General features: G+C 41.7%; 20 protein-coding genes. 6 read left to right on the top strand and 14 right to left on the bottom strand.

Annotation, left to right across the window (positions count from 1 at the left end):
* Positions 1–1,153: Cache 3/Cache 2 fusion domain-containing protein (locus CJD30_RS07735; protein WP_294918051.1), on the bottom strand; the 1,153-nt coding region annotated here is incomplete at its 3' end.
* A gap of 301 nt (positions 1,154–1,454) precedes the next feature.
* On the opposite strand from CJD30_RS07735, the gene CJD30_RS07730 reads away from it, so the two are divergent.
* Positions 1,455–1,610, top strand: a complete 156-nt coding sequence (locus CJD30_RS07730; protein ID WP_294918050.1) for a hypothetical protein — start codon at positions 1,455–1,457, stop codon at positions 1,608–1,610.
* A 6-nt stretch (positions 1,611–1,616) separates the two neighbouring features.
* Here CJD30_RS07730 and CJD30_RS07725 read toward each other — a convergent pair whose 3' ends face one another.
* Positions 1,617–3,578, bottom strand: a complete 1,962-nt coding sequence (locus tag CJD30_RS07725) for an EAL domain-containing protein (RefSeq protein ID WP_294918049.1) — start codon at positions 3,576–3,578, stop codon at positions 1,617–1,619.
* A 154-nt stretch (positions 3,579–3,732) separates the two neighbouring features.
* Here CJD30_RS07725 and CJD30_RS07720 point away from each other — a divergent pair, with 154 nt between their 5' ends.
* Positions 3,733–4,473 (top strand): polysaccharide deacetylase family protein, encoded by a 741-nt coding sequence (locus CJD30_RS07720; protein WP_294918048.1) that lies wholly within the window; start codon positions 3,733–3,735, stop codon positions 4,471–4,473.
* Here the strand turns inward: CJD30_RS07720 and CJD30_RS07715 are convergent.
* The 9 genes from CJD30_RS07715 to CJD30_RS07675 form a co-directional block, all read right to left on the bottom strand.
* Positions 4,470–5,156 carry an energy transducer TonB gene (locus CJD30_RS07715; RefSeq protein ID WP_294918047.1) on the bottom strand — a complete coding sequence of 229 codons (687 nt, stop codon included), beginning with the start codon at positions 5,154–5,156 and terminating at the stop codon, positions 4,470–4,472. The two genes, CJD30_RS07720 and CJD30_RS07715, sit on opposite strands and share 4 nt — an antisense overlap.
* Positions 5,153–5,536 carry a biopolymer transporter ExbD gene (locus CJD30_RS07710; RefSeq protein ID WP_294918046.1) on the bottom strand — a complete coding sequence of 128 codons (384 nt, stop codon included), beginning with the start codon at positions 5,534–5,536 and terminating at the stop codon, positions 5,153–5,155. The genes CJD30_RS07715 and CJD30_RS07710 overlap by 4 nt, the downstream gene beginning before the upstream one ends.
* Positions 5,523–5,945 carry a TonB-system energizer ExbB gene (gene exbB, locus CJD30_RS07705; protein ID WP_294918045.1) on the bottom strand — a complete coding sequence of 141 codons (423 nt, stop codon included), beginning with the start codon at positions 5,943–5,945 and terminating at the stop codon, positions 5,523–5,525. The genes CJD30_RS07710 and exbB overlap by 14 nt, the downstream gene beginning before the upstream one ends.
* A gap of 54 nt (positions 5,946–5,999) precedes the next feature.
* The gene (locus CJD30_RS07700) at positions 6,000–6,683 is read right to left on the bottom strand and encodes a Fe2+-dependent dioxygenase (RefSeq protein WP_294918044.1); all 684 of its coding nucleotides are present in this window, start codon (positions 6,681–6,683) and stop codon (positions 6,000–6,002) included.
* Between the two features lie 75 nt (positions 6,684–6,758).
* Positions 6,759–9,029: a TonB-dependent siderophore receptor gene (locus CJD30_RS07695; RefSeq protein WP_294918043.1), complete on the bottom strand. Its 2,271-nt coding sequence runs from the start codon at positions 9,027–9,029 to the stop codon at positions 6,759–6,761.
* A 197-nt stretch (positions 9,030–9,226) separates the two neighbouring features.
* A complete protein-coding gene (gene ftnA / locus CJD30_RS07690) occupies positions 9,227–9,724 on the bottom strand; it encodes a non-heme ferritin (RefSeq protein ID WP_294918042.1) in 498 nt (165 codons plus the stop codon).
* A gap of 79 nt (positions 9,725–9,803) precedes the next feature.
* Positions 9,804–10,136, bottom strand: a complete 333-nt coding sequence (locus CJD30_RS07685; RefSeq protein WP_294918041.1) for a DUF2325 domain-containing protein — start codon at positions 10,134–10,136, stop codon at positions 9,804–9,806.
* A 13-nt stretch (positions 10,137–10,149) separates the two neighbouring features.
* The gene (locus CJD30_RS07680; protein ID WP_294918040.1) at positions 10,150–10,308 is read right to left on the bottom strand and encodes a hemin uptake protein HemP; all 159 of its coding nucleotides are present in this window, start codon (positions 10,306–10,308) and stop codon (positions 10,150–10,152) included.
* Between the two features lie 155 nt (positions 10,309–10,463).
* The gene (locus CJD30_RS07675) at positions 10,464–10,736 is read right to left on the bottom strand and encodes a metal/formaldehyde-sensitive transcriptional repressor (protein ID WP_294918039.1); all 273 of its coding nucleotides are present in this window, start codon (positions 10,734–10,736) and stop codon (positions 10,464–10,466) included.
* A 75-nt stretch (positions 10,737–10,811) separates the two neighbouring features.
* Here CJD30_RS07675 and dmeF point away from each other — a divergent pair, with 75 nt between their 5' ends.
* The 3 genes from dmeF (at position 10,812) to CJD30_RS07660 (ending at position 13,515) form a co-directional block, all read left to right on the top strand.
* On the top strand, positions 10,812–11,744 hold the full coding sequence (gene dmeF / locus CJD30_RS07670; RefSeq protein ID WP_294918038.1) for a CDF family Co(II)/Ni(II) efflux transporter DmeF: 933 nt from the start codon (positions 10,812–10,814) through the stop codon (positions 11,742–11,744).
* Between the two features lie 89 nt (positions 11,745–11,833).
* Entirely contained in the window at positions 11,834–12,898 is a 1,065-nt protein-coding gene (locus CJD30_RS07665) for an SO_0444 family Cu/Zn efflux transporter (RefSeq protein ID WP_294918037.1), read from the top strand.
* Between the two features lie 59 nt (positions 12,899–12,957).
* Complete coding sequence (locus tag CJD30_RS07660; RefSeq protein WP_294918035.1) at positions 12,958–13,515, top strand: manganese efflux pump MntP family protein; 558 nt, start codon at positions 12,958–12,960, stop codon at positions 13,513–13,515.
* Here the strand turns inward: CJD30_RS07660 and CJD30_RS07655 are convergent, their stop codons facing one another.
* Positions 13,516–13,878 (bottom strand): hypothetical protein, encoded by a 363-nt coding sequence (locus tag CJD30_RS07655; protein ID WP_294918034.1) that lies wholly within the window; start codon positions 13,876–13,878, stop codon positions 13,516–13,518. It lies immediately after the preceding gene.
* A 62-nt stretch (positions 13,879–13,940) separates the two neighbouring features.
* On the opposite strand from CJD30_RS07655, the gene CJD30_RS07650 reads away from it, so the two are divergent.
* The gene (locus CJD30_RS07650) at positions 13,941–14,339 is read left to right on the top strand and encodes a rhodanese-like domain-containing protein (RefSeq protein WP_294918032.1); all 399 of its coding nucleotides are present in this window, start codon (positions 13,941–13,943) and stop codon (positions 14,337–14,339) included.
* Positions 14,340–14,349: 10 nt separating this feature from the next.
* Here CJD30_RS07650 and CJD30_RS07645 read toward each other — a convergent pair whose 3' ends face one another.
* Both CJD30_RS07645 and CJD30_RS07640 read right to left on the bottom strand, forming a co-directional pair.
* On the bottom strand, positions 14,350–14,703 hold the full coding sequence (locus CJD30_RS07645) for a hypothetical protein (RefSeq protein WP_294918030.1): 354 nt from the start codon (positions 14,701–14,703) through the stop codon (positions 14,350–14,352).
* Between the two features lie 49 nt (positions 14,704–14,752).
* Positions 14,753–15,067, bottom strand: coding sequence for a hypothetical protein (locus CJD30_RS07640; RefSeq protein ID WP_294918028.1), 315 nt, complete (start codon positions 15,065–15,067; stop codon positions 14,753–14,755).
* Between the last annotated feature and the right edge of the window lie 10 nt (positions 15,068–15,077).

The following is a 15,077-nucleotide window of genomic DNA, read 5'->3' as shown; positions in this document are numbered from 1 at the left end:
CTTTTGCCATTTGCCCGAACTCATCTTCTGATTTTAGATCGATCAGCTCTGCTTTTGTGCTCTCGCGATTCAGGAAGCGGAAGAATGAGAGGAGGCCGGTTTGGATAGCATTCAATGGCGATAATGCTTTTTTAAGAAGACCATAAATCACAACTGAAACCAAAGCCAATAAAATAATTGAAATGAGTAAAATCAAATTTCGGATATCATTACCTTTTTCTTCAATTTCATCAACATATGTTCCTCCGACAACTAGCCAATGCCATTCATCAAATTCTTGAAAAGCAGAAAATTTAGTTCCTTCTTCTAGATTGTAGGTAATAACTCCATTCTTTTTAGCGATCATATCTTTGACAAATTCAAAGCCGTTGACATCTTTGGTCTCTAAATTATTTTTGCCTTTCAATGTAGGGTGATATAAAAATGTCCCCTGAGTATCGCCCTCTTTTGAGTCTACAATGTAGTAGTATCCTGTTTTTCCGATTTTGATACTTTCAATATTTTTCATCAGCTTTTCCAACTCAGCTGTAATATCAAAACCAATAAACAATATACCGATAACAGTACCATTATGTTTTATCGGAATATATTTGGTCATATAATCTTTGCCGAAAAGCTTGGCCTTACCTACATACTCTTCCCCGTTAAGGACTTTCTTATACCCTGGATGAGCTACATCTAGTTTAGTTCCTATAGCACGTGAGCCATCTTCTTTTTTAAGACTGGTACTGATACGGATAAAATCATTCCCTTGTTTGACAAACACAGTTGCAACTGAACCTTTCGTTAATGCTAAAAAGCGATCAACTTTTTCAAAGTTCAAATTTATAACTTCTCCATTGGCTGTAAGGAGCGGGGTGTCAAATTCACCGACTTTTACTGTTCTCGAAGGGTCAACCACAACATTGCTTCCAATAATTCCGGAAAAAGTCCCTCCCAATTGATCTGCAGATGATTTTGCAACACTGTTAAATGTTTTAATCGTACCTAAAATAAGTGTTAACTCATTTTGAATCGATTTTTCATCTGCCTCATTGAGTGCATCATACGTTTTTGATGATGCCATATATGCCAAAATTGACATACCGACAAATATTGAGATTAATGTACTGAAAAGTACTCTGTTTATAACAGATTTATTAAGGAAATTCATTCCGTGTAAGCTCCTTTATTGGTTATCTCTCAACTAGCTATGCAAAGTAAGAAAAAAGATAAAACATGAAATTATTACACTGAAGTGTTGCAAGTATGTGACAAAAAGTAAGTATTTTTTTTACTTTTTGTCACATTGTCATCAAATAATGTCTTGATTAATTTTATGAAAAATTCTAGATTTTACGCATTAATATCAAAATTTATCACATTTCGTATATACTAACTTCTAATAATATCCGTTAAAGACACCCAAAATTGTTACAATATTTGATAGTTTTTTTATATCAAGGAGAGACGTTATGAAACTTTTCGTTTATAGCATGTTACTACTATTTTCAATCGCAGGTTGTTCGGCTACATGGAGCGGTGTAAAAGAAGACACAACAAGTGCGCTCGATTGGACCAAAGGAAAAGTAAATCAGGGTGCATCATATGTCAAAGAGAAAACACAATAATCGCTTTTAGCGAATCGTATCGGTCGGTTCTCCGAAATAATACCCTTGTGAAAAATCGACCCCCATTTCTTTGACTTTTTCAGCGACGTTTTTCGAATGGACGAATTCGGCAACCGTTTTGATCTCCATATTTTTAGCAAAACTTACAATCGATCGTGTAATCATTTGAGCATTCTTGTCACTGTCTATACTTTTGATCATTGAACCGTCGATTTTTATATAGTCCACTTTTAACTTCATCAAGTATTCAAAATTCGAATATCCTGTTCCAAAGTCATCGATCGAAATCTTGGCACCGTATTTTTTAACGTCGTTAATAAAGCTGAGTACCTGATCAAAGTTTTCAATCCCCTCAGACTCTATAATCTCAAATACCACCTTGTTGCCGATCTTGAACTCATCAAGTTTTGCTATGATAAAGCCATATATCTCTTTGTTCAAAATATCTTCAACCGAAATATTGATCGATACCATGTAAGGGAGATTCTGAAATTTGGTAAACGATTTTTCGATGATGATTTTGGTGAGCTCGTGATAAAGTTTATTTTTCTTGGCAAGTTCGAGAAAATGGATTGGAGCAATATACAACCCCTGATCATCGAGCATCCGCATCAATGCTTCGTATTTAACCGTCGTTTGGGTATACGTATCGACGATCGGTTGGAACACCGGAACGATTTTATCCTCTTCAATCGCTTTTTTAAGACGTTTGGTCCAGTCAAAATTTTTCTCATACTCTTTTGCCATGGCCATCGTATCGTCATAAATCAAGAAATTCTTTTTATTCTTTTTGGCCAGTTTGAGAGCGATATCCGCATTCATCAACAAAAATTCCGACCCGTATGAGATCCCTATTGTAGCGCTGATGCTGACATCACCCTTGTCTCCAATCGCGAATCTTTTATGCGAAATCTTTTCGCTGACCATCGAAGCAAAATTTTTAAAATCGTTGATATCGATATCACTCTCGCACAAATGGGCAAATTCATCTGAGTGCAGCCGATACAAGCCACCCATATCCGGCATAATCTCTCGTAAAAACTGTGCAAAATCTTTCAAAATAATATCTCCGGCTTGATCACCGTAAAGATCGTTAATCTCTTGAAATGAATCGATATTAATAATCATCAAAGAGGCATAACGTTTCTCATCCAATTTTTCGGTCAGCATCCGTCTGTTTTCCAAACCGGTCAAATTGTCAAAATAAAATTGATGTTCGATCGAATCAAGCATACTGTTGAAGATATCTTTGATGGAGTCAATCTCTTCGATATTGTCATTCACATCAACCCGTTTTTTGATGTCGTTTGACATGGTAATATTTTTGATGACATTGGCAAAATTTTTGATCGGCTTAATCAGATACTGTTTGAGTTCAATAAAAATTGCCAAATAGACTATGAGTGAAAAGGCAACGATAAAGATAATAAAAAAGTTAATCATGTCACTCAAAGAAACTTTGAGGTCATCAATCGGGTACGAAACATCGATAACCCCCAAAACGTCTCCGGCTTTTGCATTCGTATGGCATTTCAAACATGCCTCTTTCGCAACAACTGGATAATAAAACTGAATGTACTCCGAATTCGGTATTCTCAAAACTTCCGAACCGTTGATCGCTTTTGCGATATCCGAATTCCCTTCCCTGGCAATCTTGTCTTTTTGGATTTCTCCAAAACGCTCAGCCACGATTTCACTGCGATACACATTGACTTTCATATGTTCATCGACACGATTGAGACGGCTGATGATTTCATCTAAATCATCTTTGGTCCATCCTCTCTGCATCGCCGAATAGAGTGTTTCGAAAACAAGTTTACTCGTTTTTTTTGCATCTACATGAGCAAGGTTGGAAATCGCGTCTTTTTTCATGTATTCGCCATAAAAATAAGCGGCAATCAGAGTAAAAAACATCGTAATAAAAATAATTTTTGCGGCGATTTTGGTATAAGTGGTTTTATGAGGCATGATCAGTCCAAATATTAATAAATAAAATTGATTTCCAAAATAGGAATATCATATCTGAGCAGGTGTGAAAACAATCTTAAGGCATTTATCCACCACTCAAACTCTAAGTTACAAAGTACGATACAATACCACATTATTGTTACAAAGGTTTCCTATGATCAAGTGGCTTATGATCTTCTCTATCGCGACATTTTCTCTTTATGCGGATGAACCGAAACAATGGGGAGAAAACGTCAGCGGTGTCGTTACTACCTTTTCAGCCCCTAAAAAAGAGATTGCTCTTACATTCGATGCGTGCGGAGGGAGCGTAAAAAGTTCTGGGTACGATGCAGAATTGATCAAATTTCTGAGTGAAAACCGTATCCCTGCTACCCTCTTTATCAACTCACGATGGATACATAGCAATCCCGAAATCTTTGCTTCTCTAGCGGCAAATCCCCTCTTTGAAATCGCAAACCACGGAACGGCGCATCGTCCCCTCTCTGTGAATGGAAAGAGCATCTACAATATCCCCGGCACAGCCTCTGCGGAAGAAGTCGAGCGGGAGATCAACACAAATGCTGAACTCATCGAAAAAATTACCGGCAAACGTCCAAAATTTTTCCGTTCCGGTACTGCCTACTATGACGAACAAGCCGTTGCAATTGCCCATAAAAACGGTGTTGAGATTGCCGGATTCAGTGTTTTAGGAGATGCTGGAGCAACGTTCAGTGCTCCCAAAGTGGCACAACAGTTAGAGAGCGCCCATAGCGGTGATGTTGTGATTTTTCACATGAATCATCCCGAAAGCGGTACGCGCGAAGGGATAATCGAAGGGATTGCCAAACTCAAAGCGCAAGGATACGGTTTTGTCCGGCTTAGCGATGTCAAACAACATCTCAACCGACTCCCTTAGGCTGTTTTTAAACTGTACCTCAAAGGGACGGTAATCCGAATGCTTTTGGGAGGTCGGGGAAAATAAAGCGACGTCTTTTCAATCAGCGCTTTCGCATCATCATCCAAAATCGTATATCCCGAACTGCTGATGATCGTAATGTCTTCTACCTCACCGTTCGCTTTCAAACGAAATGAGACACGTACATCCCCCTCTTGTTTTTGACGAACCGCCTGATTGGGATATTTACGGTATTTAACCAATACATCCCGTATGGCCGATAGATGATTATCGAGGTATTGCTCTTCGACATTCACGGTTGGAGGTGCGGGGGGAGCTGACGGCTCTGGCAGTTTATTCGTAGCGGTAGAAGCCGTTTGTTGCACAACTGCCGAATTTGTCACAGCAACCGGTTCTTTTTGTACTTTTGATTCCGAAACAATAGCTTCTTTGATCGGTTCGGTAACCGCTTTTACCACCGGTTCTGGAGTATTCAAAGACTTCACGTTCTGCATTGCGGTTGTCACAGAAGGTGAGATTTGATTTTTGGCCATCGGCTGGGGCTCCTCAGAGGGCGCACTGAGAGAGAGTTCAAGCACTACCTCCTCATCCTTTTCGGGTACAATCGAAAAAAACAAGACTGCTACACTGATAATGAGTGCATGCAAAACAAGCGAGAACCCGAATGAGCGTGACGTTTTCATGATTCCCTCTTCGTCACAATCGATATTTTTTCAATTTTTTGAAGCTTCAATCGATCAAGTATAAAGATAAAATCGTTAAATAGTGCTCGTTTATCCCCTCGTATACTTACTTGAGAATCTTGGTTGAGCGTTTCGATTTGAGCGATTATCTCTTGGGTCGATACCTCTTTGCCGTTCCAAAACATCGATCCTTTTTCATCAACGGCAATATCAATTTTTTGTGCCGGTGTTTGGATAGCACTCGATGATGAGGGAAGATTAAGTTTGATTGCACCCGATGCGACAAACGTCGATATCGTCAATACGATCGCGAGCAACACCAAAACAACATCGATCAAAGGGACGACATTGATCCCCTCTACCCGTTTAAGCGCGCGCATCTTCCCATACTCCCATCAACAAATCAACTTTTCGCAAACACGCGCTGTAAATCATCAGGGAAGGAATCGCAACCAATAAACCTAATGCGGTTGCTTTCAATGCCAATGACAGACCGATCACTACCGCCGAAGGCTCCATCCCTCCGCTTTTTCCGATCTCATAAAAGACCACCATAATACCGGCAACCGTACCCAATAATCCTACATAAGGGGCGTTCGATCCGATGACGGAAATCGTTGTCAAATTTTTGGAAAGCTCTGCTTCGGCACGATTTTTTGTTTCATACGCTTTGATGTCGACCGACTTATAATAAAAGAACCGCTCTATCCCATATCCGATAGCAATAACACTCATCAATCCCAAAATCCCTATTGTCGCATAATCGACTACTATTTTTAATTCTTCCATTGTTATCTCCAAAAATTAAGATGTATATTTTTTGTCCGTTTACCGACAGGCTTCTTACGTATCTGCCCACGTGCGAAGCAGATTGTGATAAATACTGGTGAGCTTGACCGTATCTTCATCATCTCCCAAACGTTCTCGAAATGCCATAATGGACATGTCCAAATCGAACAATAAACGACGGCGATCCGTCTCGCGGATCATACTTTCAAGCCATGTAAAACACGCAATACGAGCCCCCTGTGTGACCGGTTCAACACGATGAACGCTGGATGATGGATACAGGACCAAATCCCCGGCAGGAAGTTTGACCACTTGTGATCCAAATGTATCTTCAATAACGAGTTCCCCGCCCTCATACTCTTCCGGGTCCGAGAAAAAGAGTGTAAACGACAAATCGCTTCTGACCCGTTTTCCCCCTCCTCGCATTGTGCGTACGGCATTATCTACATGATTGCCAAACGTATTAAACTCGCCTGTATAACAATTAAATAACGGCGGAAATATTTTCTTTGGCAATGCCGCCGTAAAAAAAAGGGCGTTATTGCTCAACGCATCCAGAATGATTTTCTGCAATTCAACCGCTGCCTCGGACTCTTCCGGGAGCTGTAAATTGTTTTTGGCTTTCGCCGCCTGAGTACCGCTGGTTACATTACCGTCTACCCATGTGGTAGAGGTAAGAATTTCACGGCACCGTACTACCTGTTCAGCAGTCAGTACATTGGGTATGTGGAGTAACATTTTGTTTCCTTTGCCTAAAGTTTTGAGGATAAAACATTTGATATGTTCTACCCTCAAAACTCCCTACGGGGAGTTTTAAAAGAATTTATAATCCAACGTGATCTGAACGGTACGTCCAATACCCGGAACAACAAAACCGCCATTGATATAAGCTGCATCATAATAGGTCGTATTCAGTAGATTTTTGATATTCAACTGAAGAGCATACTCTTTTTGGGTATACGAAACCATTCCGTCGTATCGGATATAGCTTGGCACTTTATTCGGATCGAATGTTGTCGCGGTTCCGTAGCTGTAAACGGCACGTTCCCCTTTTCCTTCGCAGCCTCCGCCGATTTTCCAACCTCCGCCCAATTTATACGTTGACCAGAGATTAAACGTATAATCGGTTGCGTTTGGAGGGCGATGTCCGATATAGACACTGCTTTTCCCGGGAGCTACCTCATCGACTTCAGGATCCATCAATGCAATCCCGCTGAAAATATCCCAATTGTCGCTAAGACGTCCCGCCGCTTCGAGCTCAATTCCATCTGTATGACGTTTTTTACTCAAAATAGGGTTACTCGAAGCACTCGCCACGTCGGTATTGCGTTCCCACTCTTTGATCGTTCGGTAAATTGCGGTGCGTAATGACAAATCACCATCGAACAGTTCCCATTTCGCACCCAATTCATACGTCTTACTCCGTTCCGGTGCATACTGGTTTGAAAATGAGTACAAATCTCCGGTGGTGTTAAACGAGTTGTTCCACGCAAGATAATAGTGCTGATTCGCACTCGGCTGGTACGACAAACCGGCACGGTAACTCATCTCATTAAAATGGAGTTCGCCATTTTTGTTCATATTGGCATCAAGATAATCCATATTCAGCCAATCTTTGCGAAATCCCCCCATCACTTTCCAATGCGGCACAAACTCAATCACATCTTGTGAATAGACGGCCCACGTTTTCCCTTTGTATCCACCGCTCATATTGCGCTCTTTATTGCCATAAAATGCTTTATAGGCATCCGGAAGCGTTGAGCCTGATTCCAACGTATTCGGTAGCTGTGCTGCCCATGATCCGGTAGAACTCGTACGTGAATAGATGATCCCGTTGTTAGCGACATATCTTCCGGTAGCACTGTCAGGCAATCCGTTTGCCGGTCCGTTGGCATCGGTAATATTCGGATAATAGGCTGATAGCCCATCATGCCCCCATCTCTCCTGCTCTTCTGCAAGATACTCACTTCCGACCAATACTTCATGTTTCATTCCGAGCGCTTCGAATTTGGTCGTAAAATCGTTTTGCCATGTATCGGTTTTCTCTTTGGCACCGTTACCTTTTGAACTTCGGCTTACCGATCCTGTCACACTGTCATAACCGCCCGGTGCAATCGCCCAGTTATCACGTAGATAATCAGCATGTCGAATTACCGAGCGCAACTGCGTATCCGATGAAAACTTATGAACATTGCTCAGCGTCGTAATATTGACTCTGTTATCTTCATAATCATCTGTAAACCCGTAAAATGTACTTTTATCTACATCTAAAGGACGTTTGTTATAAAACGGTACCCCATAATCGGGAGTGATATGGGTATTCAGATAAAAATGGGAAATACTGAACTCATTATCGGTATTGAGTCCGAAAGTTATCGTCGGAGCGACACCGTAGGATTCATTCACAACGTCATTACGGGTACTTCCTGCATCCATACCCATCGCATTCAAACGAAATGCCGTTGTGTCATTCAGCATCACATTGATATCGGTAGAAGCACGTTTATACTGATCGTTCCCCACCGTCATCGATAGTTTTCCGAAATTTTCAGCTTCAGCATCTTTACTCACTTGATTGATAACCCCGCCGGCTTGTCCGCGACCAAACAGCATTGCCGCCCCACCGCGTAACACGTCGACCGACTCTAGATTGAACGTATCACGGTTATATTGCGCTACGTCACGAATACCGTCAAGGTATAAATCTCCAAACGTATAAAACCCTCGCAGATTCATGTTATCCCCAATACGCCCCCCTTCGGCAGCATTAAACGTTAATCCCGCAACATTGCTCAACGCCTCTTTGACCGTAAATTCCGATTTGTCGTGCAACAATTCTTTGGTCACAACGGTAATCGCTTGGGGCACATCGTGAGCCAACTGACCGGTTTTAGCTGTTTTAGAAACCCCCGGCTGATAGCGAGGCAACTCAATTTGGATATTCTCTTGAATGTCAATCGCTTTGAGCGTTGAGTTGGAATCGCTGTTTTTAGTATCCGCCAATACAGAACTCGCGCTCATACTAAGCAACATTGCTCCGATCGGAAGAAGACGTGATGTTATAAATCGCTGATGATAGGCCATAAGCACTCCTTTAGTGTTGGAAGTGGCTGGCTACAGGCTTTAGTCCAAAGCGTTGGCTGGCTAACTGTGATTAGCTAATGATAATCACTTTCAATAATGCAGTTATAACAGAATTCCGTTTCAATGTCAATAGTGATAAGCATTATTATTTAAAGAAGGCGAAGGGGAGAGGTTCTAAGAACCTCCTGAAGGGTGCGTTATGCGAGTTGAGACATTTTTCCGATCTCTTTGTCCACGAGATACAACCCGCGTCCATCCAGACCGACAACGTCCATCATATCGAGGATTGAGCGAAACAAATGCTCCTCTTCGTGCTGTTCAGCCACATACCATTGAAGAAAATTAAAGGTCGAATAATCTTTCTCTTCCAAACACGCTTCTACCAATGCATTGATCTTAGCGGTAATAAATTTTTCATGTTCAAACGTTTTTTCAAATACATCTTTGATCGATGAAAATTCACATGGCGGTTCGGCAATAGCTCCGACACGTGCCATCGCACCCGTTTCATTGACATAGGTAAAAAGTTTTCGCATATGCGAGTGCTCATCATCACTGTGTGCTTCGAGAAATTTTGCCGATCCTGAGAGTTTTTGATGTCCGCACCATGAACTCATAGCAAGATATAGGTTAGCGGAATAATCTTCAAGCGCGATTTGTTCGTTGAGTAATTTGAGGATGTTAGATTTTAACATAGACAGCTCCTAGAAAAGAATATGCTGGCTAATAGCAGTTTTGCATTGGCTTGCGTAGACAAAGTATATCACAGATTATTTACGTGCAATTCCTTTTACAAATCGATGCATTGCATTTTTTTTCTTGTATCCCTTCTACCATTTGTCGGATTTGGCATTCGCTGCATCCGCTCATCCCTTTGACACAAAGAAACGGAATATTCGATTTTTTCGCTTGCCGTTTGAAATGATCCATCGAGTTATGTTTTAAAAAATCGATCATCATTATGACCATATCGGTATTTTGCGGAAGCTCTTTGTGCGATGTGGAGTTGCGACGGCTATCCCAATGGTGCATTTTCGTTGCTCCCAACGTGACCAATAATGACTGAAGACGGGTGATTTTATCCCCTCCGATAACCAATACAGACATTTTTATCTCCTGCTTATTTGGTGAGAATCAGTTTATTAGCTTTTGTAATACGCAATGTATAGACCTCATTTCCATGAACAATCCGTATGGATGAGCCGTCTTTAAACAGCAGTTTGCTCTCTATCGTATTTTCATTTCCCTCATTGGAAAACTCTTTGTGATCAACTAACATGGTCGCCCCGATCGAATCAGTCGATGTAGCTCGTTATCAAGCTTCTCTTTTTTACTCTCAACGTTCATTGAAAACTCCTTTTTGATAATTACTTGCAAAATTATTACCTAAATGGATTCAAATGTCAATACTGATAAGCATTATTATTTATAAACTTATTTTAAATACGAATGCAGCACTTTGATGAGTTTTTCCATGTCCTCACTTCGTTGTTCTTCCGGAACATTTGCACCTAGATGTTCGCGGATATAGCCTTCGATCACTTCGTTCATTAATCCATTGACAGCTCCCCGTACTGCCGCAATCTGTTGCAGTACTGCTGAACACTCTTTTTCATCGTTCAGTGCTTTTTCCAGCGCTTCAGCTTGTCCTTTGATTCGTCTCACACGGGTCAGTAGTTGTTTCTTAGTATGTATTGTATGTGCCATGGTTCTCTCTTTTTTTTAATATTCGTTAAGTATACTGGGGTATAGTATCATAATTTTTCAAAAAGGGATAATTCTATGGAGATTTCATCCGCGGAGCAACGTTGGCATCACTCCCATATTTTTGACGAGGGTAACCCTCTGGCAGAGCGAAATACCCGTATTGCTGTAGCCTTAACGGCATTTATGATGATTGCAGAGATTCTGGGCGGTTGGATTTACAACTCAATGGCCCTTTTAGCCGATGGCTGGCATATGGGAACCCACGCATTAGCTTTAGGACTCTCCGTTATGGCATACAGTGCGGCTCGACGATACGCGAAAGACAGTCGATTTGCCTTTGGCACCTGGAAAATCGAAGTGCTTGGAGGGTATACCAGTGCTATTTTCTTGGTTGGTGTTGCGGCATTGATGCTGTATCAATCTGTTGAGAGACTTATATCGCCATCCCCAATCCATTATGATCAAGCTATCGAAATAGCCATCATCGGTTTGATTGTCAATCTTGTATGCGCATGGCTGCTCAAAGACGCGCACAGCCATGATCATCATGGTCATGACCATACACACCACCATCATGATCATCACCATGATCTAAATTTACGTTCTGCCTACATGCATGTTATTGCCGATGCTGCTACGTCTGTTCTTGCCATCATCGCTCTCATTTGCGGAAAACTATGGGGAGCGGCATGGCTTGATCCAATGATGGGTATTGTCGGAGCTGCGTTGGTAAGCGTATGGGCTTTCGGATTGCTTCGCGATTCCGGACGTATATTATTGGATGCTGAGATGGACGCTCCGGTTGTTGCCGAAATTTATGAGGTCATTGATGAAAGCCCGATCAAAGCAACCATTACAGACCTTCACGTTTGGCGCGTAGGAAAAGGGAAATATTCATGTATTCTCTCTTTGCACACAAACGAAGAAGTAACGCCCGATTACTTCAAAGAGCAGCTGAGCATTCATGAAGAGCTGGTTCACATTACGGTTGAGATCAACCAAGTGTGATCCGCACACCCCATAGAATAATTCCCTAAGAACCGCTTAAGTCAAAATGCATAGAATTCGATAATAGTTATTATTTTCAGGAGTATCCAATGTACTTGATATGGGAAGCGTTTTGGAATTTGAGCGTCAGTATGGGAGTTTATATTCTGTTTGGTCTCTTGGTTGCAGGGGCACTCCATCAGATTATCAGTGAAACATGGATACAAAAACATTTGGGTTCAGACACCCATACCTCCGTCTTTAAAGCCGCTTTATTCGGGGCGCCCCTCCCCCTGTGCTCTTGCAGCGTTATCCCTTTTGCGGCATCACTTCGCCACAATGGCGCATCCAAAGGAGCAACTCTTTCTTTTTTAATCTCTACCCCTATAACGGGTATTGATTCCATTCTGGCAACATTCGGAATGTTTGGATGGGTATTTACCCTTTACCGCCTTTTTACCTCTGTCGCAATCGCCATCGTGGCGGGAATGTTGATTACTATCTTTGAGCCCAAAGAACCGGTGAAAAAACCGTTTTCTTTTACGGCTACTGCACCGAAAGCATCTCCATCTTTCCTACAAACAGCTCCTATTCAAGATAAAAAACCATTTTCTTTGCGTGCCGTTTTCCGCTACGGGTTTATAACCCTTTTGGGAAGTTTTAGCAAACCTCTTTTGTGGGGACTTTTGATCGGTGCTTTCATAGCAGCCGCTATCCCATCGAATCTTCAAGAGCTTTTCAACGACAATCGATACCTAGGCTATCTGATCGCCGTAGCAATTGCAGCACCAATGTATGTTTGCGCGACTGAATCCATCCCTATTGCCGCATCACTTCTCATTGCAGGAGTTTCTCCGGGTGCTGCTTTTATCTTTCTCAGTGCAGGACCCGCCACCAATACCGTTACGATGGGATCAGTCAAATCGATGCTTGGAACACGCGCATTGGTGATTTATCTCTCGGTTATCGGTATCGGGAGTCTTCTTTTCGGAGCAGCTATCGATTTGCTTTTCGACACACTGGCACTCAATATGAGTGTTGATATCCATGAACATCATGGTATTGTAGAGAAAATTGCCGCAGCAATTTTACTAGGGTTAATAGGATGGCATTTAATTCGTGCACGATTCGAAAAGGGTAAAAAAAGTTGCAATGGCGGTTCATGCTGCTCGTAAGGATAAAAAAGTTTCTTGTTCGTCCGCTATAATGGCGCACTTATTTTTCAGGACAAACAATGCATGAAACTCTTTTGATCCTCGCTGTCGCTTTGGCAATGGACTCCGTTGCCGTATCCATTGCAATCGGTTCAAAATATCGGGATCTCTTACTGTCTAAAACTCTCTTTACCGCAGCCGTTTTCGGTTTTTTTCAAGGGGCGATGCCTTTAGCCGGATATTTTATCGGTATCAGTTTTGCCGAGTACGTTCAAGCATTTGATCATTGGATCGCTTTTTTTCTCCTCTCAGGATTGGGGATAAAAATGCTCTATGAAGCGTATAAAAATGAGTTTGATGAGGAAGTAGACGACCTATCCACAAAGACACTGATTACGATGGGAATCGCTACGAGTATCGATGCGATGGCAATCGGGGTTACCTTCGCCTTTTTGCAAAGTGACATTCTGAGCGCATCAGCACTCATCGCACTCGTTACCTTTGGGCTTTGTATTATTGCTGTTTTTATTGGGAAAAAGCTTGGATCGCTTTTGGAGAGCAAGGCTGAAATTTTGGGCGGTTTGATTCTGATTGGGATCGGAACCAAAATCTTGCTGGAACATTTAGGTGTATTTTAATCACCATCCGTCATTCGCATGATTATCATGCTTTGATTTTTTATACCGGCGGGCGTTGATCCGTTTTTCAAGCTGATTTTGAGCATAAAAAAGCTCTTCTTTGATTGTTTCGATTGTCTCATCACCCGCTCGGAAATCGAGTATCTTTTGTCCGAGTGCTTCGAGCTCGGTATATTCGTCTTTATAGAGTTTGACCGCCTCATTTTTTTCTAAAAAGCGAAAATTCATATCCACTTTTTGATCATACTGCTCTTTGGTCGGATGATCCGCTTTGGAAAGCCATGCAATGATTCCGCTGATAAAGCGTCCAAGTAAACGGATATACCGAAGCCGTTTGGAATTTTCCTCTTTAGATACGCCCATAAATCCTCATATTAGTCATTCATCGATACAATACCGTTATTATACCTTTTAGGAGCCTATATATGCGTTTAGCCCTTTTATCTCTATTATTTGTCATTACTACACTTACTGCCGAGTACATTCGACAACCGATCGATCAAAAACTGATCGACTCAAAAACAAAAATCATCGATATCCGTACTCCTGGAGAATGGAAAACAACCGGTTTGGTAAAAGGTTCTGTCCCTATTATGTTTTTTGACGAACAAGGCAACTATAACATTGACACTTTTCTCGTGAAACTCAACAAAGTCGTCAAAAAAGATGAAAAATTTGCCCTTATTTGTAACAGCGGCAATCGCAGTAAAGTGCTTGGAACCTTTTTAGGGAAACAACTAGGCTACAATGTTATCGATCTTGATGGCGGAATTCAGTATGCTATGAGTAAAAAGGTCCCTTTGGAACCCTATAAAGAGAGATAAATCCTCTCTTTTAAAAGGTACGTTGGAGAGCCAATCCGACATATTTGCCTTCACTGGATGAGTCTTTGATAATCGGAGTCAACAGATATTCATCCGTTACATAGGCCCCCAGTGCCGATCCTGCAATGTGCGCGGCTGTGTCGAGCAACTGCCCTCTTGCATTTCCGTGTTCGGCATACTGGATACTTTGATCTACCAATACCGCAAGTGTACTGACGCTAAATCCGATATTTCTTCTATCAGCACGGTACTCAGGATAATAGTGATCGACAATAGCGCTCACTCCGCCCGCTAAAACGGCACCGCCGGCAAAATGGCTGAATTCACTGTTAAAATCTTCTGCCCCATATACAGAGAGGCTCATTAAGCTACTTATTAAGAAGAGTTGTAATTTCATGTTATCTCCTAGGCGATTAACGCAAAAATTCCAATAGTTCGATGTACTCTTTTTCGATTACACCCAAATTTTCCAACATTCGCATCTCATCGACACCGGGATTATCACTCAAAAATTCTCTCCGCCACTGAATGTTGTCCTGAAGTTCAGAAAGCCCCGTTGAGAGATATTCGATCATTGAGTCGATATCGGCACCCCTCACCGCACCTTCCGTATCGGCTTTATAAAATAACAGTGCGTAATCACCTGTCTCATGAGAAAAACGAAAATCTTCAGCTATATTATGAACGATTGTTTTAATACGCTCATCCTTTATGAGTCGTTTCGCCATCTATTCCTCC

The sequence above is a fragment of the Sulfuricurvum sp. PD_MW2 genome, assembly GCF_002633015.1.
Classification (GTDB): domain Bacteria; phylum Campylobacterota; class Campylobacteria; order Campylobacterales; family Sulfurimonadaceae; genus Sulfuricurvum.
Note: the sequence above shows the minus strand (reverse complement) of the source record. Positions and strands in the feature narration are given on the sequence as shown.

Bases quoted from the DNA above. Each gene is read 5' to 3' on its own strand.
- ftnA (WP_294918042.1), bottom strand. From the start codon at position 9,724: ATGTTAAAATCTAACATCCTCAAATTACTCAACGAACAAATCGCGCTT.
- CJD30_RS07685 (WP_294918041.1), bottom strand. From the start codon at position 10,136: ATGTCTGTATTGGTTATCGGAGGGGATAAAATCACCCGTCTTCAGTCA.
- CJD30_RS07730 (WP_294918050.1), top strand. From the start codon at position 1,455: ATGAAACTTTTCGTTTATAGCATGTTACTACTATTTTCAATCGCAGGT.
- CJD30_RS07640 (WP_294918028.1), bottom strand. From the start codon at position 15,067: ATGGCGAAACGACTCATAAAGGATGAGCGTATTAAAACAATCGTTCAT.
- CJD30_RS07650 (WP_294918032.1), top strand. From the start codon at position 13,941: ATGCGTTTAGCCCTTTTATCTCTATTATTTGTCATTACTACACTTACT.
- CJD30_RS07700 (WP_294918044.1), bottom strand. From the start codon at position 6,683: ATGTTACTCCACATACCCAATGTACTGACTGCTGAACAGGTAGTACGG.
- CJD30_RS07715 (WP_294918047.1), bottom strand. From the start codon at position 5,156: ATGAAAACGTCACGCTCATTCGGGTTCTCGCTTGTTTTGCATGCACTC.
- CJD30_RS07695 (WP_294918043.1), bottom strand. From the start codon at position 9,029: ATGGCCTATCATCAGCGATTTATAACATCACGTCTTCTTCCGATCGGA.
- CJD30_RS07655 (WP_294918034.1), bottom strand. From the start codon at position 13,878: ATGGGCGTATCTAAAGAGGAAAATTCCAAACGGCTTCGGTATATCCGT.
- exbB (WP_294918045.1), bottom strand. From the start codon at position 5,945: ATGGAAGAATTAAAAATAGTAGTCGATTATGCGACAATAGGGATTTTG.
- CJD30_RS07645 (WP_294918030.1), bottom strand. From the start codon at position 14,703: ATGAGCCTCTCTGTATATGGGGCAGAAGATTTTAACAGTGAATTCAGC.
- CJD30_RS07720 (WP_294918048.1), top strand. From the start codon at position 3,733: ATGATCAAGTGGCTTATGATCTTCTCTATCGCGACATTTTCTCTTTAT.
- CJD30_RS07660 (WP_294918035.1), top strand. From the start codon at position 12,958: ATGCATGAAACTCTTTTGATCCTCGCTGTCGCTTTGGCAATGGACTCC.
- CJD30_RS07680 (WP_294918040.1), bottom strand. From the start codon at position 10,308: ATGTTAGTTGATCACAAAGAGTTTTCCAATGAGGGAAATGAAAATACG.
- CJD30_RS07665 (WP_294918037.1), top strand. From the start codon at position 11,834: ATGTACTTGATATGGGAAGCGTTTTGGAATTTGAGCGTCAGTATGGGA.
- dmeF (WP_294918038.1), top strand. From the start codon at position 10,812: ATGGAGATTTCATCCGCGGAGCAACGTTGGCATCACTCCCATATTTTT.
- CJD30_RS07710 (WP_294918046.1), bottom strand. From the start codon at position 5,536: ATGCGCGCGCTTAAACGGGTAGAGGGGATCAATGTCGTCCCTTTGATC.
- CJD30_RS07675 (WP_294918039.1), bottom strand. From the start codon at position 10,736: ATGGCACATACAATACATACTAAGAAACAACTACTGACCCGTGTGAGA.
- CJD30_RS07725 (WP_294918049.1), bottom strand. From the start codon at position 3,578: ATGCCTCATAAAACCACTTATACCAAAATCGCCGCAAAAATTATTTTT.